At 67.0% G+C, this 22,388-nt stretch carries 3 protein-coding genes; 2 read left to right on the top strand and 1 reads right to left on the bottom strand.

Annotation, left to right across the window (positions count from 1 at the left end; genetic code table 11):
* Positions 1–414 precede the first annotated feature (414 nt).
* Positions 415–2,169: a hypothetical protein gene (locus NKI58_RS14295; protein WP_352853366.1), complete on the bottom strand. Its 1,755-nt coding sequence runs from the start codon at positions 2,167–2,169 to the stop codon at positions 415–417.
* A 187-nt stretch (positions 2,170–2,356) separates the two neighbouring features.
* Here NKI58_RS14295 and NKI58_RS14290 point away from each other — a divergent pair, with 187 nt between their 5' ends.
* Together NKI58_RS14290 and NKI58_RS14285 are read left to right on the top strand one after the other, a co-directional pair.
* Complete coding sequence (locus NKI58_RS14290) at positions 2,357–14,479, top strand: hypothetical protein (RefSeq protein WP_352853364.1); 12,123 nt, start codon at positions 2,357–2,359, stop codon at positions 14,477–14,479.
* The gene (locus tag NKI58_RS14285) at positions 14,470–22,320 is read left to right on the top strand and encodes a hypothetical protein (RefSeq protein WP_352853362.1); all 7,851 of its coding nucleotides are present in this window, start codon (positions 14,470–14,472) and stop codon (positions 22,318–22,320) included. Before NKI58_RS14290 ends, NKI58_RS14285 begins: the two co-directional genes overlap by 10 nt.
* Positions 22,321–22,388: the final 68 nt, after the last annotated feature.

Raw genomic sequence — 22,388 nt, 5'->3', positions numbered from 1 at the left:
CAATAATCGGCATCCTCGGACAACAAGAGCGGATCGGTGCCGGCGACCCAAACCCAGATCGTCGCTATGCCGGTTCTGTTCTGATCGCCGGCCGGTCTCATGCATCGCTCAAGTTCAATCTTGCCCGCCTGCAGAATTCCGCTACCGTCCCAAACCGTCCGCGTACCAGTGGTTGCGATGGCGCTCCCCACTGCCGACTGTGGACCTGGACCAAACCTCTGCACGGGTGCAACCCACGTCCGTGCCTGTGCGGCCGGAAAGCGGTTCGCCGCATGGAAATTATCGTAGTGCCAATGAGTGCTAACGATCACGGGATCGTGCCAGAGGCATATTCCGCGCATGGACGATGGCCACGTCCCGACCGCAAGCATACCTGAGCTCAGGTAATGCGCATGCTGATATTGGTCGGTTCGCTCACGAATCGACTTGTTGATCCAATGGATTGAGGGGTTGGGCATCATGCGCCTTCGAGATCAAATACGTAGTATGGCTCGCAACCAACAGAGCAGTGAACGTCGCGCCAAGCTCCGGCAAACTCGTGAAGATCACTGCCTTCGCTCCAATCAATTGGTCTGCGCCGACTGTGGTCATCGCCACCAGGATGGAGAAGAACCCGAGCACCAGCGTTGTTGTTATGACAACGTTTTGCAGGCGCGACACGTCCACGGTGTCGGCGTTGGCAATCTCTTCCCCCATGAAGATGTCTGCGATGGAAGCGAGCCGCGGCGACGCGCGTTTCTCCAAGCCTTCTGATTCAGCGCCGAAAAATGGGGCTCCGCGCCTTCTCAAATCCCCATCGCTGCCCCGGATCGCAAGGTCCACCTTGTTGCCGGTCGCATCCTTGGTGGGTAGAATAAGCGCTGATAGCATTGGCGAAACTGCCGCTATTCCGAGCGCGGCGGCGACCGAAGCAGGTATCGCTGGAAACGCTCCGAAGGTTGAAATCCCCAGCGCACCGCCGCCCGCCGACGCTGCAGCCGCTCCGGCAATCCCGGCAAAACCAACATTGAATAGTGCGAATGTGGTGTAGCCTGCGAGCGCTACAGCGGTCCAAAGCGTGACCTGTGCTCGTGCTAGCGATACCCGGTTGCGAGTGTCGATCCAGACGCCGGCAACGCGTTGCTTGGTCCCCAGGCCAAGCGCGACCGTCAACCCTGCGATGCCGCAGACCAACATCAAGAACGAGACGAGCACAGAAGCCGATCCTGCGGCTGAAGTCACTCCACTCAGGGAAGCCGAAGTATCGTTCAGAAACTGGAACAGGCCCGCCTTCCAGCTGTGCTTCTGCCCGACGACAATCGCCGCACGCCAAATCGTGTTGCATCCGTCCTTGCTCGGAGCTGCCGGGCAGGACTTCGCGTCAGCGAGAACCGATACGGCCTGAGAAAAATCATAGCGCTCTTCGCTGTTTTTGGACGGAAGTTCGTTACCTTCCAAGAGCTTGCCACAGACAGCTGATTGGGCGCCGTCCGGAAATGCTTTGTAGTCGACAGCGCAGAACTCAGTCACTGCCGTAAGTAGCTCGTATTGGTAGGTGGGGTTGGTGGTGACGAGAAGGTTGCGCGCATCGCTCAGCGACCGGCCGGTCCAGACCGACAACGCGCCACCCAGCACAAACACAACGGCCGCAGTGATGCCGATCGCCCATGCGATTTTTCTGAACGGATTCGCGGCCTCCGGCTTCGGCATACCGCTCCCGGTGACCGCCGAGGCGAATGGCAATTGGTGGTCAGAGGCAGCTTTCTCGGTCTCGAACAGGCGATACAAGCGCCCGTCGGAGCCATCGCCGACCACGAAATCACCCCCGCTCGCGACATCTTGATCAGTAATCCAACTAACTGCCTTTGGCAGCGGTTGGTCAAGACGCGGACTGCCATTGATGGTGATCTCCCATATAGCCGCACGCGCCGGCAGCGCCGCACCGCTCCACGTGCCTCCCTCTACTGCTTCGACGGTCACCATCATTTTCTGATAGCGCAGCGCTTGTTGTGACCCGACGCGGGGGGGCGGAAGCTTGCTTAAGTTGCTATCGAAGCCACGCTTCTTCGCCAGCGCTGCGAGCTTGGCTACGACCGCCTCCAGCCGCGCCAAGGTTGCATTGGAGCCGTCCTTGGACGTGACCCTATTGGTCTCGCCCCACACGACCGCGAGCACATCCGTATCAGCCATCACCCCCCCTAGCCGCAGGCTTCACCGAACCGAAACCCGTAGCGCGAACTTCGCCACGGCCACGCTGCGCATATTTTCGTTCTTAAAATCATCTTAGGCTTACAACTTCCACTTTACTGTAGCAAGGGCAGCCGGAATGTGATCTACTGGCAAAAAATAAGTTATTGGCGAGCCAGACCGAGGGGGCATGGTGAACGTCATTCAATTATATTCAGCCACGGGCTCGGATTACGCAGTCGATCTTGCGGCGCGAAGATCAACTGGCTCGACGGTAGACGCCCTCATAGTCACGGCCCGCAGCAACGCTACAGTGCTGGGCCAAGGCGAGTTCAAGGTTGCGTTCGACCTGCCCGATCAATTGGTCACCGGCGGGCGACTGAAGACCTGGAATGAAATCCAGGCCGAGATCAAGGCGCTGCGAGACGCTGCGAAGGCCGATCTCGCCGTCGCGCTGGAGCGATTGCGCGACCGGATGCGCGAGGAGCTGGCAAACCGTTCGATCAATGTGAATGTAGCGGCCGGTGCCTTCCTGGCGATTGACGGCGTCGGCTTTGCCGGCGCCAGCGCGACCGCGCAACTCGCGATCGATCTACTGCTGCTCGATCCGACGCTGCAGCCAAAGCCGGCGGACGATGCTGCGGTGCTGACGGCGCGGCTCAACGCCAAGGGCACGGTGCAGCTCGACGGGCACACTTGCACCGCCGCGATGCTACTCGAAGTCGTGGTGACGCGCGGGGGGGTGATCAATGCAGTCCCGTCGCTGTCGCTCGAGGCTCCGTCAGCCGCCAAGATTCCCGCCTTGGACTTCCGCTGGCCGAGGATCAACTGGCCGTCGCTCAACTGGGTCACGCTGGACGTCAATCGCCTCTCCACGCTGCTACGTTTCGACCTTCCGATCCCGAAAGCCGGCGAGCTCGATCAGCCGCTTCACGTCGAATGGAGCGCCGAACCGGCGATCGCATTCGCGATCGATGCGCAGAAGCGGTTGGCGATCACGACGACGCAGAACGGGACGGGCGAGCTCGTTTGCGACACCAGAGATTCGAACGGCAATCCGACCCAGATAAAGATCGCCGACATCAAGAACTTCAATGTCGCGCTGTCGAGCGGCGGCAATTTTTCACTCGCCGGCAAGATAAAGGCCGCCACGCAGACGATTCCGCTGCGGGGAAAGATCATCGAACGGCCGGAGGCCCTGCCGTTCACGATCGAGCTGGATCCCGGCGAGCTGAAGATCGACATCAGCGCCGACATCCATCTTCCGCAGGCCGCCGGCGCGAACGTCACTGCCACCCTCGACCTGCCGCGGGTACTGATCCGGGCGAAGAGCGATCCCGCGCTGCTGCTGGCGCTCGGGGCGACCTTTCAGCAGAGCTACAACTCAACCACCGGCGCGTCATCCGGCAAGCTGACTCGGCTCGATATCGTTGAGCCCTATCCGGTCGCGCTCGTTATGCTTGTGGCGCACGAAGCGGCCGATGCCGCCGAGGGCCTGATCCGGCTGATTGGCGCGATCCCTCTACCGAAGCCCGGCGTGCCGGACACCGGCCTGCTCGCGGTGCTCGAGCGCATCGGTGCGATGACCGGCGCCGCGGTGCGGTGGCTGGCGCGTCAAGGCGGCGGCGCACTCGACGCGCTGCTCGGCGTCGCGGAGGCGGTCGTCAAGGCGCTCGAGGAGGCCGTGCGCTGGCTGTGCAACGCGCTCCGCCAGCTTCCCGCCGGCGACCCGCATATTGCGATCGAAGTCCGGCTCGATTCGCGCAGCTTCGCGCTGCGCCAGATCGTGGTCTCGCCCGCCTGGACGGCAGCTCCGAACGCGGCGTTCACCAGCGACTTGGCGGCTCTGGACGCCAGCGTGCCGCTCGACTGGCGCCCTTCCCTCGTGATCGACTTGGACGGGCCGCCGAGTGTCGCGCTGATCGCGCTGCAGGGCCAGGCCGGTGCTCCCTTCACGCTCGGAACCGACCTGTGGCTGTCGCGCGATTCCGGCATCGAGTCGGTTGCCGATACCGACGCGGAGGGCAAGCGCCTCGCGGAGCGGCTGATCCAGATTTCGGCGAAGCTCGCCACGGGCGATCCGATCGTGATCTTCCGATTCCGCGCCGGCAAGCCGACATTCTTCGAAAGGATGGTCGCGAACGTCACGCCGCTGGTCACCAACGCGGTCAGCATTGCCGGTGTCAGCGGACCGGTCAGCTATGAGCCGATCAACTGGTCGCAGCTGGATATCGACGCGAAGATCGCGCCCGGTACGGTCGACCGGCTGCTGCCGTTCCTGCAGTCGTCCACGGGAAACGATCCGAGTTTCCTGAAAACTCTCGACCAGTACGTCTCGGTCAAGCCGGGGACTCCGAAGAAAGGCGCCCACGGCGTGGTCGGGCTGCCGCTCGATGCCGAGCTGCGCATCGGGGAGACGAAGGTCGAATTCCCGCTCACGCTCGAGCTGAATCTTAAGACCCTCGATTTTCGCTTCTCCGGTCCGGAGACGATCGAGATTAAGGGCAAGAGCGCCAAGCGCCACTTCAACATATTCGGTCTGTCGGGCGAGATTCTTCCCATGACGCACAAGCCCGGCGACGTGCTGCCGGCCGAATACGGCTTCTACAAGCTGGATTTCTCCAAGGGCGACGTGCGCCTTGCGCTTGCCGGCAGCGCGCGGCTCGACCTCGCCTACGGCAGGGTCGCAAGCGGCGGCCGCGGCATCGTGTTCAAAGTCGACGAGCTCGGGCTCTCGCGCGGCGGGCTAGATCTGAATGCCAAGACCGACCCCGACAACCCGGTGCAGCTCGCCGGCGTCGACATGCCGTTCCGCTTCGACAGCGGCGGCCTGTCGATCAAGCGCAGTCAGATTCAGGCCTTCTCCATCAAGGGCGCGGGACAGTTGCCGCCCGAGCTCGTCGGCGAGGCGAACGCCACTATCACGATCTCGATGGGGCGCGGCAAGGACGGCGCGCTGATCGTGCAAAGCGCCGAGGCTACACTTGACAAGTCGAACGATCCGATCGTCTGCCACGGCACGCGATGCAAGCTGACGCTCTCAGCGGTCGGCCTGCAGTTCCAAGACTTCTCGTCCGAGGGCGCCGGATATCACTTCTATTTCACGCTCACCGGATCGGCAGAATTCAAGCCGCGCCCGGGCGAGTTCACCGACGGCCTGCTGAAGAACTTTGGCAGCCTAACCATCACGCTCGACAAGGCGCCGCTCGCGCGCGATTCCTCAATGCTGCTGCGCGCGATCGAGTTCCAGGTCGCGGTCGAGCCGAAGAAGCGGATCAATTTCTTCAACCTGTTCACCTTCGAGCTGCGCGGCATCGGCTTTCACCCAGCCTCGCCGGCCTTCGGCGGCAAGCCCGCGATGTCGGTCTCGGGCCAGGTCAATTTTGTCGAGGCGGGCGACATGGTCAGCCCGCGGTTCGATTTCCACAAGCTCTGGATCGCGCCGCCGAAGGACGGTGCGACCCTGCCGCAGGTGCGCTTCGACGGGCTCACCGTCGGGGTGCGTTTCGGCGGTGCGGCCTCGATCGAGGGCACCGCGATCGCAGTCGATGATCAGCTGCCGAGCCTGTACAAGCCCGGCGCGCTACCGGCCGACGTCACCGCGCACGGCTTCCTCGCGTCGGGCAAGCTGACCATCAAGGGCTGGGGCCAGATGGCGGCGTCGATGGGTTTCCTTGAGCTGCAGAAGCGCGGTGGCGAGTTGCGGCAGGCGTTCTTCGTATACGGCGAGGCCGGGGAGCTCTCGATCGAGATCCCGACGCCGCTCGGACCGATCTATCTGCGCGAGGTCGGCTTCGGCTTCGGGTACCGCTTCACACTGGCGGCGTTCAATCGCGCCGATCAGGTACGCAACGTGAAGGAGCTGATCCAAGTCCTCGACGACATCTCGAAATACCAGGGCGAGCTTGCCACTGTGAGGGCCTGGGAGCCGGAAGCTGCGGGCAACCGCCTCACGCTTGCGCTACGCGGGCTGATCAGCATCTCCAGCGCCTCAGGCGAGAGCGAGTACAATGCCGCCGCGGAAAAAGACCTTCCCAATCCCGTGCTGTTCGACATCGTCGCGGCACTGCGCAGCGATCTCACCTTCTTCATGAACGCGCGCGTGTGGATCGCGCGCAACTATGCGGACTGGCACGATTCGAGTGCGACGGCGGATGCCTGGCGCACCAACCCGACCTTGCGCGGTTACGTCTATCTGTCGGTGCCGCGCAAGGAGTTCCTGGCGCGGATGATCGCCGACGGCACCGGCGATGTCGACGGCAAGCATCCCGAACTGCCGGCGCCGCTGGTGATGGCGATGAAGGCGGTGCGCTGGTCGGCCACCACCTATATCCGCCCGGGCCTGTTCCACCAAGAGTTCGGCTGGCCCTACGAACTCGGCTTCACCTTCGAGCGCGGCAGCATGTTCCAGATCGTCTGCCAGGGCGGGCTGGTCAATCGCGTCGAGGACCTGTCGATCCTCTACGGCATCGCGTTCCGCGCCAAGGGATTCGCGCAGATTGGCGGCATGGTCGGCGGGCGCTCCTTCGGCGCGTCGGTGATCGCGCGCGCTGACTTCTCGATCGACGCGAAATTCATCGCCTATCTGTCGATCAAGCGCTTCAACGATACGCTGTTCTACGGATCGCTTGCGTTCGACGTCTCGATCTCGCTGCAGGTCCGGGTCTGGCTCGAATTCTCGGTCGGGTTCACCGACATCCATCTCGAGATCGGCTTCTCGCTCTCGCTCACCCTCTCGATTGCGCTCGAAGTTGCGGTGTCGCCGCGGGCGATCGGCGGACGTGCCGCAGCGTCGGTCGGAGTCGGCGCGTTCGGCCGCTCGATCCGTCTCGGCGTCGGAGTCGGGTTCAACGAGGGCGCGCTCAGCACCGCGCGCAGCCGGGTCGAGCGCTTCCTCGCGCTCGGCCTCACGGTGGCAACGCCCGACGCCGAGCAAGGTGTCGCGCCGCCGGCGCCGGAGCAACCGCGCGGCCCGGCGTCGCGCGATGCCGACCAGGTGGTGGACCACGCGCTCGACAAGCACGACGCTGTGTCGGAGGTACCGACGTCGGTCGCCGTGACGCCGACCGGCCGCAACCTTCAGCCAAGCGGCTATTGGGCGATGCTGTTCCCAGTGGCCGGCGATGCGGGCGCCCGCACCGGCGAGCGGTTCGTCATGATCTTCGTGCCGCGCGATCATTCCGACCCCGGAGTCGATCTGCCGAATACGAGCGAGACGGGGCCGCTCGGAACCTTCTATGCGCCGCCATCGGCATTCGACGCGAACGGCGCGGTTGCTCCATCCCTGCTGATCCGGAAAGGCTCGCTGACCGGCACCGTCACGGTCACTAAGCTCGAGCCGCGCAAGAACAACGCCGGCAATGCCACGCGCGACGTCGTGTTCGGCGACAACACCGCGATCGAAATCACTTACGATGTCGGCCGGACGGCATTCCAGTCCGGAAAAGACACGCTGTCGCTCGGCCAGTTCCTTGGGCAATGCTTCGTGCGCACCGGGGATACCGTGGCGGATCTGCACGAGCCGGTTGCCCGGCCCATCCAGGTGGATCCCGAGCGACTGCCTGAAGCGCGCGAGGCCGCCGCGCAGGTTCTCGCCGAGGCGGGTCGCGACCAACTCGCGCTGAAGGCCGAGGAGCGGGCCGCCAACGACGTCGAGGAGCGCCGTTCCGCGGTTATTGCGTCGCTGGGCGAGTCGGCCGGCAAGCTCGCGATTGGCGGCACTGCCGCCTGGCAGTCCGAAGCCGCCGCGACCGGCCTTGATGTGCGGTCGCTCGGCGTCGCCTTCGTGGTGACGCGAGCCCAGATCGACATGCTGTTCGACCCGCCGGCGAAGGACAAGGATGCGCCGCGCGCGGCACGATTCAAACTGGATGCAGCGAACGCGACGATCGGCCCGATCGAGCACTCGGTCCATCTCTTCAACGCGCCGGAGCGCATGTTCCGCGAGCGGGGCCCGAAGCTGGCCGAGCCGGTGGTCGAGGCAACGCGTACCGGCATCCGGCTGGATTGGGATCTGGAGCCGGCCTTCGGTCCTTCGACCGGCGTCTGGAACGATCCGGAGTTCGATCTCAAGCACTATCGTATCGAGCGCATCCTGATGGGCGCGGACGGCGTGATGGCCGCGGTGCCGCCGCGGCGCGTGACGGTGAAGGCTGCGGCGCCTATACGGCTGGTGCGCGATCCCGAGAGCGGAGAGTTCGTGTGGCGCTTCCTCCGCCCGAATGCGCAATATGTCGACGACCTAACCGACCTGCCAGAAGGACTGCGCGCCGCGATCGTGCCGGGCGCTGGCAAGCCGGGCGACGCGGTCGCCAGCGTCCGCTACATCGTCGTGCCGGTGGATACGGCCGGGACCGAGGGCGCGCCGACGCCGCTGCAACTCGACGTCGGGCCGCGGTGCCATCCGCGCGACGGCGTCCGCCGTGCGGTGCTGCATATCGAATACCGCGGCGAGGACGGCCAGATCCGCAGCATCGACGCGCGCGCCGCCCGGCCCGCCATGGCGCTCGGCCTCGACGACGGGCTGGATCTGCCGCCAGCGAAGGGCGAGCAGGCGGCGGAGCGCGGCAACATCGAGGACAAGCGGACCTACATCGTGCGGGTGCGCAAGGAGCGCACCGTCCCGACAGGACTCTACGGCAGCGACGCCGTGAGCGACGCGATGGCACGACCGTCGGCCGGCGATTTCGCCGGGAAGCAGGTCGCCGACGAGGATTTTGAGTTCGCGCTGCCGAAGAACAAGTCGAACAACACGCCGAACCAGATCCCGTCATTCGAAGATCCGCGGCCGCTGGCACACGCGGACGGCTATGGCCTGAAGCAGGTCGGCTCGAACAGCGCAAGCGATCTCGACAAGTTCTTGCGCACGATCGGCGTGGACGTGTCGGGCGACGATCGGGCGCGCGACGGCGCGCTCGGCGTCCGCTTTGCGATCCGGCCGAAACACGATCCGAAGGCCGAGGCGCCCGCGCCCTGGTGCCCGGTCGACATCACCATGCTGATCGACTCCCGCCCGGCCAACGCGCCGGCAGCGAACCTGCCGCCGATCGCGACGCCGGTCGAGGTGTTCGAGCATCCGGTGGCGATCGACGCCGCGCCGCTGCTGTTCGACGACCTCGGAGGCGAGTCCGGACGCGTGCTGGTCTGGCATCCGACCGAATCGGGATTGCTCAGGAGGCTGCTGGCACCAACGGCCAATGATCCGGGCCTCGTGCTTTTGCGCGACGGCGAACGGCGCGTCGCCACGCGGGTGCGCTGGAACGGACGTCCGGCCGCCGACGACACGCATGCGGGAAAGAACAGCGCGCGGCGGCTCGCCCGCCTGTTCGGCGGGTTCGACCTGTTCGAGACCGATGCGGCCGGCGAGGTTGAGGGCGCAACGACGGCTGCCGCGGCGGTAAGCATTACTTACAAGTTCAGCACGGCGGCGGACGACGCCGATCCGGGAAACGGGACCTTGCGACTCAATCGCACGGTGCAGTCGCAGGCGACCGCGATCTTCGCTGATCTGCGCGACAAGTCGGGCGCCAACCGGACATCCCTGCTCGACCTGCTGAACGAATCATCCGAGCGCGTGAAGGGACAGGTGCGGCTGGTAAAGGCGAGCGATCCGTCGCGCTGGCTCGCCTTCGACCTGACCGCGGCGATCACGGCGACAGGCTATCGCAAGCTCGTGCTGGTCTGCACCGACGCGAGCGGGACCGCGCCTTTCGCGAACAACGATACCGTCGCCCTGTTGTTCACGCGGCTGCCGGCGCGCCATGTGGCGCGCGTGCAGGCGCTTCCAGCCGCAATGGCGCGGCTCGACCCGCCCGAGATCGCGGATTTCGCCAAGGTCGAGGCGCATTATCCGAGCGAGACGCGCCGGCTGCAGACCAAGAGCGCCGGGCGCCGGGCTGCCTGGTACTCGCCCGCTGAATCCTACCTGACGTGGCCCGCGCAAACGTTGCGGCGCGCGCTCTCGATTAATGTCGACGAGACGGTGCTTACCGAGTTGCTCTCGAACGGCCGCCCCACCGATTTCATCGCAAGTCTCAAGGTCGGGGAGCGATCCTATGCGGTGCTGCGGCGCCAGGGCACGACGCCGCCCGCGCCCGGTCCGTTCCTCGACAATGACGGTTGGACCGCGCGACGGCTACGCACGCTGCTGCAGCAGCTGACTTGGGACCCGGCGCAAGCCGGCCAGCATCATCAGGATCGTCCGCAGGAGTTCCGTGACGCGCGTGTCACCATTACGGCGCGCCGGAGCGGCACCGGCGGAGCGCCCGCCATCGTGCTCGCCAGCGCCGAGTGGTCGGTAGACCTCGATCCGGCGCTGCACCCGGTGCTGGCCGACGCGATCGACCTGGCGCGCTATGATGCGATGCCGCCGGCCGCGTTCCCGCCGCTCAAGTACGACCAGGCCACGTTCGACACGCAGCTGACGGCGCAGACTCTCAAGCAATGCGTCGCGATCGAATTTCGACTCGACCCTTGGCCGATGGCGCTCGCGCCGGGCGTGCTCGGCTTCCGTTCGGGCGTCGCGACGTCGTTCCCCGACAGGCTGCGTTTCACGTTTTCTCCCGCGATGCGGACCGCTCAGGAGAAGAAGGAAGGCCTCCAAGCCGCTATGGCACGGCTGGTCACCCGTTTTTCCGCGCGCGCACGGAAGGATCTTGTGCAGGACCTCGCCAAGAGTCCCGGCAATTACGCCAATGTCGGCCTCCTGCTAAGTTGCGACCTGCCGGCCAGCGGCACACCGCCGGTCACCGTGCCGCCCGTCCAGGCAAGATTCCCGGTCGACATCAGGTCGATCACCGAAGATCGCGAACCCTCGACCTATCGACGCTACGAGCCGGTGCTCGAGCCGACCCCGAAGGTCGGCGCGACCGATATCGCAGACTGGCTCGACGAAACGCCCGCCGAGCGCGATCCCTATGGCTGGGGAATCCTGCGCACGCTCGGGCTCGCCATCGGGCTGCGACTGTACGACACCGAGACGCGCGATTACCTCGCTCCGGCCGACGCGCTCGCGCAGCTGCAAAAAGCGATGACGCAGGCGCTCGCCTGGTACGACGCGCTCGCCCTGGGCGCGCCGTTCGTCGAGGTCGTGACGCGCGCGGGCGGCACGATGCGGCTCACCTCGTTCGATGGCGGCACACCCGGCACCACCCGGGACGACGTGGAGGAACTGCTCAAGCGCGACGCGCTCGCGCTGACGCAGATCGCGCTGCGGCCCCTGCCAGACCGCTGGGCCCGCTACCACGGCGATCAGACCGCGATCGACAAACCGGTCGCCTATCTGACGATCCGCAAGAGCGGCAACGCACCCGGGCTCGAGATCGATATGAAGAAGATCGGTCCCGCAACCATCGCGGTCGCAGATGTCCTCGACCTCACGACGCGGCTCGCCAAGCCGCCGTCGATGACGCTGTCGAACTTCGACGGCAACTCGGGGCAGCAGGACCTGAACCACGCGCTGACCGGCTCGTCCGGCCAGCAATGGAGCGTGAGCTTGGACGTCGCGGGGGCAAAGGACGGAGAGGTCGTCGCGCTGGTGCGGGCCACCGTGGCGCAGGGCAATGCTTTCGCAGTCTTCGGCGAGGCTTGGGCCGGTGGCGGGACGGTCGCGGAAATCACCGACCCGATGGCCGTTTCCGGGCTGGAGCCGTTTGGGCGCTTCGGCGACATGGCGGCCGAGCGCTACGTCGCTTTGGCTCGCGTGCATGCCGGAATCCGCGGCGCCAACGCGGCGCTGCGCCACTATGCGCGGCGGCACTGGCCCGAGGGCTGGCCGACCGGCGGGGCGGAAGAAATCGCTCTGATCGCCCGCATCCCGGACTGGACGCGCCGCTTCATCGAGCACGCGCCCGCAACGCGGCCGCCGCGCGATGTCCATTTCTCGCTCGCCGAGGTCACGCGGCCCGATCCGTGGCGTGTCGGTTTGCAGGACGATGGGTCCATGGAGGTGCTGTTGACCCATGACGACCGCAAGCGCCGGCTGAAGCGCTATGCAATTAAGCCGTTCGGCCGCTACGAGAGCTTCGTCGATGCAATGCGCGGCGCCGATGACGAGGCCAGTCCGCGCGTGCCGCAGTTGTTCGGCGCATGGAGCCACTCGCTCGCGGGCATCGAGGATAAGCAGAGCCGTTTCGAGGAAAGCTGGAGCCGGCGTCTGTTCGACATCGTGATCCCGCGCACCGAGCCGCTTGCGCCGCCGGTGCTGGTGGACGCAAAGCGGATCGAAATCCTACCACCCGGCGTGAACGATCCGAAGAAGTCGCGGCGCGTGATCGAGTTCATCTACAAGCGGCACACCGAAGAGCTCCTGTCGGAAGCCAATGTAACAGTCGAAGGCGCGTTGTCGTTCGAAACCACGGCGGTCGGCTTCTGGCGCGAATTCCCGATGCAGCGCTGGGCACAGGATCTCAAGTCCGACATCAACACCGCGGACGGCTTCGGCGCACTCGCGCAGGGGCCCGAACCCGCCGGCCTGATCGCCAGCGACGACAAGTTCGGCGGGCTCGCGGCGCATCCTGACGGCCGCTACACCGACGGCTGGCGCGGCATGCTGGCGTTGCGGACCGAGGCGCTGCCGTTCTTCTTCCGCATCCACGCGGCGGCTTTCGCGTCGGCCGGCGTGGTGGTATCCGACCCGGTGATCGCCACCGTCGAGGAGGGACACTACGACCTGCATCTGCCGTGGAAGCAGGATCTGTTCGGCGAAAAGACACCCGTTCCACGCTGGTCGGTGCAGCGCCGCGACGGTGTCGATCATGGCATCTATGTGTCGTTCCATGTCCCGCTGGTGCGGCTGGTCGACGGCATGCCCGTGGACACGCGTCCCATCTGGCTGTCGCAGGAAGCGATACCAGAGGTGTTCACGCTCCCCGATCCGTTCGCCCGTTACGAGATAAGGGTCTTGACCATCGACGGCGCCGGCCTCGCGTCGGCCTCAGCGGAGCTTGACGTGATCGGCGAGCAGCGCACCGAGGGGAGCGCCACCGCCTCAGGCCATCGCATCAACGTCATCGGACCGCTGTTCGCGACGGGATCGGCCAAGCGCGACGAGCTGCATCGCTGCGACGAGCGCGCCGCAGTGTGGTGGCAGGCCGCGATCTCGGCCAGGCTGCAGCAACACGAAGAGCTCGCCACGGAAGCCTTCGCGCCGCGCGTGGAGCCGGTTGCGATCGGCGGGACCACGCACAATCCGCTTGAGCTGATCGAACTGCAACCGCAGGCCTTTGCGGCAGGTGCCCCTTGGCAGGAGCTCGTGCCTCAGACCGCCGCGACCGTGACGGTGACGCCGGTGTCGAACACCAATGCGGCCGCCTTCGCGCAATTCAAAGCCGACGTGAAGGTGTGGCGCGACGCCTACACCCCCTATGCGCCCAACACCACCGGCAAGGCGATCCTGGATTTCTTGCAGGTCTGGGTCGACACCGACGGCAATACGCCGCCACCGACCAGCCTGACGGTCAATGCGTTCGCCTGGGGCCTACCACGGCTGCCGCAAGGACGACCGACGGCGGTGAAGATCGCCCACACGGCGACCGGGGATTGGCGCGGGCCTCCCGACGCCGGCATCGCGCAACGCGAAGCGCTGCGGCAACTGCAGACAAACAACACCGCCGTCGGGTACAGTCAGGCGGATTTCGACGCCGGCGTGCGCGAGCCGATCCGCGTCGAGATGCGCCGGCTCTCCGCGGCTCGCAAGGAGCACGCGACGGACAATCGGTTCCATGATTTCCCGCCTTTCGCGAGCCCCCTTCCCGAGAGTCTGGCCGCCCCGGCGCTGGCGCTCGGCCTCGTCAAAGACCAGAACGGTGCGCGGATGCTGCCCGCCTGTATCGACGCGATTGCGCGCGTCGCAATCCATGCCGACCCGGTGGCCAACCGGCCGCAGATCGTCGCCTTGATCGAGGCGGTGGAGGCAACGCCCTTTACGGCGGCGACGATTGCTGATCTCGCCGCGCTCGAAGACGGCGGCGAGAACGTGCTGGTACATTTCCCTTGCAACGCGCTGGTCGACGCCACCGTGATCAATGCGCTCGCGAGGCTGGCGGCGAACAATCCGGTGACGTGGCGCGCGATGTCGCTACTGCTGCGCATGCCGCCGACCGACGAGGAACGCGAAAAGATCATCACGGCGATCATGACAGCCGTGACCCATACGGGAGACCGCGACGCACTCGTGGCGTTCGCGGATCGCGCGATGAGCGGACAAGTCTTTGGTCCCGGACGCACGCCCGGTTTGAAGGTCTTCCGCGGAAGCGCCGATCCCGCCGAGGATGCGATCGTTAGGTCCGCCGGGGAAGCGAAACGATGTCAATGACACCCTTCCGTCGCATCGCACTTGAAGGCCCCGACTTCAGCGCCGACGAGCGGGTCTGGGAAGCGCGCGTCAACCTCGGACACCCGTTCAAAGCGATGGGCGACGACCCTGTGGTGCGCAATCACTCGATCCGGCTGCTGACGCAGACCGCGGATCCGATCCACGCCACGATCATCGGCGAGGTATCGAAGAACGCGAAGACCACCGTGCCGTTGCATCAACCGCTGCTCTTGGCTGCCGCGACGACGACGGTGCGGTTCGGCGGCGGAGACGACGCGGCGGCGATCGAGATCCTGTCGGCCGGCTTCGAACCGGTCCAGCTGACCGGCGATGACAAGGAGCCGCGCTATTCCGAACTGCGCGTCGCGCCGCGCGGCGCCTGGCCGGAGGAGCCTTTCGAGAAAGACGCGGACGGCCACTTCCAGCTAGTCGCGCCGACGCTGCGCGCGACCAGCGGCACAATGCGAGTGGGCTACGCTAATCCGAAGCAGCACGGATCGGCGGCCCTCACCAAGCGCCTGTCGATGGACTGGACGCCGCTCGCCGAACAGCGGGTCCTGATCTTCGGCAACCTGCAAATCGACACGATCGCGACCCTCGAATCCTTCGGCAGTCCGGGCAAGAAGGCACGCGCCATCGCATTCGAGCTGGTCCCGGAGGGCGTCGAATTCGACGCCCGGGTCCCGGACCCGTTCGGCATCGATCTCAATACCCCGCTCGACCTGCGCCTGCGGCTGGTCGCGATACGCCGCGCCAACCGCACCGACATGCGACTCGATCTGGTCGGGGGCTCGACCGACAGCTTGCGAGCATTGTCGACCGGCCTTGCGTGGATGACGCGCGATCTTGCGGCGCGCGGCGGCAACATCGTGCTGCAGGTCGACACGGGCAGTATTCCGCCACTCTCATGGCCGCTCGCCTATGACAAGGCGAACAAACAGTACAGCTGTGGCGCGCCGGGAATCATTCCGGAGGTCGTGCTGCGCGAGGACGGCGTCGGTATCAAGGTGCTTACGCGCGCGGACCCGGGCGGCGGCGAGCCCGGCGTTGCCGAAGTGATGCGGCATGTCGCCCGGCTCGCGGCGCGCAGCCCGGCCGAGCCGTTCGCACTCATGGTCGAGTCGGCCTCGGACGGGCCGGTGGCGCTGGCCACGGGACCGACGGTGACGCTGTCGTGGAGCGATCCACTGCAGGCGGCAAGGCCGTTCGGCAATCCGGACGCCATCACGCTACAGGAGTTCGTCGGCACGGCGGCGATGGACGCGCTGGCCGAGCGGCTCTCCGACCTCTGGGGTGCTTCCGGCGCGATCCCGCGGCAGACATGGCCGCCCTATGCGTTCGTGGCGCTCGATCGCGGCTGGGCGCAGATCCCGCTGATGGACAGGCCGAAACCGGGCGCTCCCAAGGCCAAGCGCGCCGCGACCGGCCCGTCCGCCTTCGCAGGCTTCATGCGCGTCGATGTGCCGCTCAAATCCGGCGTGCAACCGGGAGATCCGGCACCGGACGGCACCAACCTTCCCGGCCTGCTGGTCGTCGCATCGAGCCACATCACGATCACCATTACGTGGACGAAGCCGCTCGCCGCCGACACCGCGCGCACCATCGCACTGACCGCCGCGGATTGCTTCGGCACGCTCGACGGCCTGTTGTGGGCCGGCGAGGCAAGCCCGTCGCCGGTCGAGGTCCTGCCGCCGCGCGATGCCGGCCCGGCTTCCATGCACAGCATTCCGGTCGTGTTCGGCGGCCGCGACACCACCGGCTGGACCATCGAAGTCGACACCATCGCGGCCGGCGTGCTCGGTGCCGTCAAGTTCCCGCTTCCGGTGGCGGCCAGACGCGACGCGGGACCGTTGCTGGTGTGGCGGCCGCACGACCAGCTCGCGCTGGTGTCTGCGGTTGCGATGACACGCACGGCGGAGAGCGCGACGCATCCGTCGGCCACGCGTGAGCTGGTGCCGACGCAGGTGGCGCGCACCGGCAAGCTCTCACTGGTTTTCGCTGAAGGCGGGCGCCTGCCCGACGTCACGCTGCCGTCGGGCACGACCGCGCATGGCGACGGAACCTGGCGCTGGCCGTGGCCGGTCGAACTGGCGGCCGAAGGGGCCTCGCCGTCATCGCCGCGCGAGCAGGCCGGCGTCGCCGTCGCGGCGCTCACGCTGCCGGGGATCGAGTTCACGCTCGGGCCGAATGCTACGACGCTTTCGTCGGACGCGAACCTGCTGGTTTCGCTGCGCTTCGACCTGCCGCTCCTCGACGAGCTGTTCGCAAACGCGAAGGCGCCCGAGTCGAAGGTCGCACCCGCCAGGAAGCAGGACGTTGCGGCGCCCGAGGCGCCCCCGACCGCGCTTGACCCGCGCCGGCTGTCCGACACCTGGTTCGAGAATGCACGTCGCATCGCGCGGGCGCGCACGCAGGCCGATCGCGTGGTGCTGCAGGAGAAGATCGTCGGCGGCAGTAAGGAGATTCGGGTCTGGCATGCGTCGGCGCAGACCACCACCACGGGGCTGGTGCGCGGCTTGGTCGAGCCGTATGTCTGGACGCCGCAGGCCTTCGCCTTCGCGCTCACGCGGCCGGACCAGCACGCCAATCTCGGCGCCTTCCGTCTCGGCGGCATAGACGACTGGTATGCTAGTGGCAAGGCGCTCGGCGGCCTCACCGCCGACTTCCGCATCGGTCCGGGCGACGAGCTGACCACGACGGGCACCGGCGTTACGATCAAGATCGACGGGTTCGCATCATCCTCGTTCAAGGCCGCGCCTCGGCCGTCGAACGGGGCCGAGCCTAAACAGTTACACGACGCGCGCGGGCTCTCGCTCGCGCTCGACCCCGAGCCGTTCTCGGCCACCATGACGGCGCGCGACGTTTCCATCCGCAAGGCACCGGACGATCAGCGTCTCTCGCTCGCCACCCGGCACGAGCCGATCTCGCTCGTCATCGGAAAGAACGCGCTTAAGTTTTGGTTCCGCGATCTTCCGGTGAAGGAAGGCGCCAGGCTGGTGTTCGATCGCTCCGGCGGGGTAGAGACCGCCCCCGGCCCCGATCCCGAAGGACTCGACCGCGACCGGCTCGCGAAGACGCTGTACGAATGGCGCTTCTACCCGGCAGTGACCGCCGGCGAGCTCGGCCGCTTCGAGATTCCGCTGGCCGGTCCGCTGGTTGCGCGACCACTGCGGCTCCTCGCATTCGAGATGAAGCTGGACGGCACGCCGGCACTGCTGGAAGTGCTCGCCTCCGTTGGGCTTGCCGGAACTGAGCCTTTGCCCGCGCAGCAACAACAGATGGTGTTCGGCGCCGAGGACGTCTATGCGTCGGGCAACCTGATCGTGCTGCGCTTCGACGACTTGAACGGGACGCTGCCGTTCGGATTCCGCTCGATTGCCCAGGTGAAGGTCGGCGCCTCGCCGCAGGACCCGTTCCCGGCATCGACCGCAGCGCTGGTGTTCCGCGCAGAGGCGCAGGTCGTGCCGGTGTCGCGCGTGCCGATCACGCTGAGTCTCGGGCTCAGGGAGCAGAACGGCGAGGTCGACATCGCTTCCGCCAGCCTGACGGTGCGGCTGTTCGGGCAGGCCTGCGTGTTCGACCTGCGCGATGCGGACTTCCAGGCCGACGCGATCGTCGCGAGCTGCTCGGGCGATCCGGGCGACAGCCCGCTGCAACTCAAACGAGTCGAACTGAAGTGGCCGAAGAACGGCGCGCCCGTGCTGACATTGACCAGCGCGCAACTGCGCGCGCCGCTGCGCGCTAACGACGCCGGCAGCCCGCTCGCATTCCAGCGCGACTACGGCGCACGAGACGTCCATTGGCTCGGGCTCAAGTCGGTCGCGGTACCGGCCACCGAGGACATCGATCACGACGCCGGCGTGGTGCGTATCAGTCTGGACGACACGATCGGAAGCGCCGAGCTGTTCCGCGGCTTTCTGCTGCCGCCCGGACGTATGCGCGGCGCGATCGCGTTCGTATTCAAGCGCACCGCGTCGGGCGCCGTCACCGCATGGCCGAGCGCGAAGCTTGGCTCGGCCTTCGCGGAGTTTGCGTTCGACGCTGCACAAGCGGGCACCACGCAGCGCATCACGGCGATCCGCCACCGCCACGTCGGACGTTCGGAGGGCACGCCGACCTGGCGCTCGTCGCTGCGGCTCGATGCCGATTTCGGCGCGCTGAAGAAAAGCACGATCAAATGGCCTGTCGGACATGCGGCGGTCGGCAAGGCGCGCTTCGATCCGCACCCCGACCGCAAGGCGGAGTGGACCACCTCGCTAATCATGGATCCGGCAGCGACGATCGGCGGAGCGCCAGCGCTCGATCTGGTGCACGAGGCGGAGCCGCGGCTCTGCGCGCACGAGCTGCCACTGAACCTGCTGGTGAAGACGCCGGGCGACGGCACGATCATGCTCGCCGAGCCGTGGCGCTTCCGCGCGGTGGTGGAGCACAGCCTGGCGCCGGCCACCGGACAGGCTTGGCCGGGCAGCCCCGCGGCGACACCGCTCAAGTGGACCTCGATCGACGAGATGTGCGTGATCGACATGCATGCGCTCGTGCGCGAGGCCTGGGAGGAATTCAAGCCGCCCAAGGCTGCAGCCCGTTACGCATTCATGGCGCGCTACCGCGGCACCGAGCCCAATGTCCGGATCGCCGGCGTGGTGCGGCGTGCGCTCGCCAATGCGGGCTTTCCGGTCGGTGCCATTCTTGACGCGATCAATCAGGCCTATCCTGAGCCCGCCGAGGTTGCGCCGGGCAATCCCCCGCCGCCGGACCCAATTCCGTCTACGCTGGTCCTGACCGGCTCATGCGTGACGGAAGTTGCGACCGGAATGCTGGCGGTCGGCCGTAGTGGCCAGGCGGAGATCGGCGTCTCCTTCGTGCCGCAATGGATTCTGCCCTGGGCGCAGGCAAACGGAGCGCCGGGGATCGATCCGCTGGACGACTGCCCGCAGATCGACAGCGCAACACGCAGTTACAAGATCGCCGCACATGACGCCGCCGCGGGAGCGCCGCGCCGGCTCGACGGCGTGCCGCCCATGACGTTTTCGGCCCAGGACGGAACGCAGAGCCTGATCGAGGCGCGCTTTGCGGCGATCACCGGCGCGGCTGGCGCGCGCACCGCCACCATGGCGGTCGACCAGGCGTTCCTGGACAGCACGAGCTTACCGAAAAATCCGCTCGCCGGCCCGCTGTTCCCGCGTACGCTGCTGGCCCTGCGCACGGTCGCCGAGGCGTTCGCCGCCGCAGCCGACGCCCGCCGGTTCGGACAGACCGTGCGATGCGTCGCGCCGAGTCAGGACGTGCCGCATCGGGAGACGCGGTTCACCGTTAGCGCGTGGCCGGTCAGTACCCTGCCGAGGGACACACCGGCACCTGCCGTGACGCTGCTGGTGGCGGACGAGCGTCTGGTCGCCGCCGAGATGCTTCCGGAAGCGCTCGCGACGGCCCTTGCGGATCCGTGGAGCAACGCGCTCGACGTGCACGGCGCGGAGCGCGTCGAGGCCGCGCTGCGTGCCTTCAGCCTCAGCGCCGCGCCGCGAGTCGTGATGCTGGCGCGCGTCGACACGAGCTATCTGACGATCCACGACAAGCGGCCGGCTGCCGATGCGGAGGCCGAGCGGAGCACGATCGTCGATGCGACGGCGCCCTTCCCGCATGTCGACTGGACCTTCGCCAAGGCAGCGGCACCAGGCCTGGTCGGGCAGCCGTCGATTGCGCTGCGCGACCATGCGACGACGATCTATGCCTCACCAGCGCTGGGCTGGCCGGACGCGGCGCGCAGCGGCGAGCTTGCGCAGATGCATGCGCGGCTCGGCGACGAGGAGGTCCGACGCAACACCGATCGCGCCTGGGCCGGCCGCGCGCGCAGCCTGTCCTGGCCGGCGCGGGCGTGGAGCCTCGACGCGAAGACACCCGACGGTGAGCGCACGCGCGAGGAAGTCATGAGCGCGGCCTTCATCGCAATGGGGCAGCGCGCCGCATTCCGGCGGCGCGCCGCGAAAAACCTGCGCTCGCCGCCCGACCGGCTCGCCGTGCTGGCGCCGCCGCGGGCGCGCGCCCCGACAATCGAGGCGCTGGCGCGGGCCTTCGGCGAAACCCGCATCCCGGCAGCGAGCCAGACACCGGCGGCCGACCAGTCGCGGCTCGCGCCGCTGCTTCCCGGACAGGTCGAGGTCACGACTACCGGGCAGCGGCCCGGCGCAATGATGACGCAGCACGAAGGCATCCTGCTGACCTGGCAGGACAGGCCGTTCGATCCGGATTTTGCACGGTTTGGACGTCCCGCCGCGCGCGGCCCGCTGATCGCGCGGCAGCTACGCGCGCCGCGCTCTTCGATGCTGCCACCCGATCAGGAACTCGAGGTGCGGCGGCAGACCTTCATTGCCGGCGACGAGCGCCATCCGGATGGCCTGCTGAAGCTGCTCAAGCTGATCGAGGGCCCGGCGGTTGTCGCACGCTTCGACCTTGTGCCGGATCCAAGTCCCAGGCGGAATCCGCGCAGCGTGACGCTGACCGTCGGCGCGCCCGCGCTCGGCTGGCTCTCGTCCGGATGGAACGGCGGGCTTCGCCTGATCGCGACGGTCCCGGGCGACATCCCGGCGCGGGTCGCGCTTGCGCGTATCGGCCTGCTGCCGCGCGCGCCCGGCACCACAATGGAGCACCTGCCGCACGCGACGCTCCAGGTCGGGAACGCGGTCGTGCGATTCGGGCAGGTGCGCTGGCAGTCGGTCGACGACAACGACCAACCGAGCACCGACGACAAGGCCAGGCGCGTGATGCTCGACTTCGGCGTGAACGAGCCCGTCTTGCGCGAGACGGCACGTACGAAGATCACGGTCGCATTGCGCGATGCGTCGGCCGATACACCGATCCGCTTCTCGATCCGCTGCGGCGTGCCGGCCGACCCGACCGAAGCGGTACCGGGACCCAATCCTGCAGGCGACCTGACTCTGGCAGCCGACAACACGGCGGGCGGCGCCCACGAGGAACTGATCCCCGGACCGCCGAACGTGCTGGAGTTCGAGCTGCCGCATGTCCCGGCGCGGCGGCGCTGGCTGCCGATCATGCCGTTCACGCTCGCGTTCGGCGATCCGGCCTATGATCGCGAGCTCGGCAGCCCCGCGAGGAGCAACGCGCTCGGCATCGACAACATCCCGCACGTGCTGGCGACCGACCGGGCCGAATACGACACCGGCGCGACAATCCATCTGGCGTTCTGGAAGCGCGAACGCAAACCGAACGCCGAGCCGGAGGCGCCGAGCGACCGTCAATGGACGCTCGGCATACAGGTCGTGCCGGCCGCCGGAAGCGCGGCGCGCGACCTCGCCATCGTCGCCACAGGCGCGACGGGAATTCGCTACAAGGTTCTCGGCCGCAAGGCCTATGCGGTCGCGCTAGCGAGCCTGCGCGAGACGCGAGAGAAGCAAGACACGCTCGAGAAGGTCGCGCTGAACGACCAGCCGGCGCAGCTGTTGCCGGGCGATCGCCTCACGCTGACGGTGACGGGAACCGGCACGGACAACAAAGCGCATTCGATCGCGGTAGACATCGGCATCGTCGCCGAGCCCGTGTTGCCGCCGCCGGCATCGTCCTACGGTCTGGCGACGCTGCAGCGCGGCGGCCCCGCCGTCGGGACCGCACTATTTGCGACCGCACCGCTGCCGCAGAAGATCGACTTTCCCGATCTGCTGAACGATCTCGCGGCCGGGCACGTGCGGCGGCGCGCCTTGTTCCTGTGGCCGTTCGTCACGTCGCAGGCGCCGCCGGCGGCAACGCCCTTCGGTTACCTGGTCAAGGTCGATCGCACCGGCGGCGGGCAGTTGCCGGAATCGCGCGAGGAGTTTGCTATACCAGAGTAATGCGCGCCGGATCATCTCCTCGCGAAAGCCTCGCTAAGCATAAAGCCGTGATCACATGGGGAAGCAGA

Origin of the sequence: Mesorhizobium sp. M0522 (assembly GCF_040321085.1) — a bacterium.
In the GTDB taxonomy this organism is placed as follows: Bacteria; Pseudomonadota; Alphaproteobacteria; order Rhizobiales; family Rhizobiaceae; genus Mesorhizobium.
This window is presented reverse-complemented; position numbering and strand designations above follow the sequence as displayed.

Excerpts from the sequence above, each read along its gene's own strand:
- NKI58_RS14295 (WP_352853366.1), bottom strand. The coding sequence starts at position 2,169 with ATGGCTGATACGGATGTGCTCGCGGTCGTGTGGGGCGAGACCAATAGG.
- NKI58_RS14285 (WP_352853362.1), top strand. The coding sequence starts at position 14,470 with ATGTCAATGACACCCTTCCGTCGCATCGCACTTGAAGGCCCCGACTTC.
- NKI58_RS14290 (WP_352853364.1), top strand. The coding sequence starts at position 2,357 with ATGGTGAACGTCATTCAATTATATTCAGCCACGGGCTCGGATTACGCA.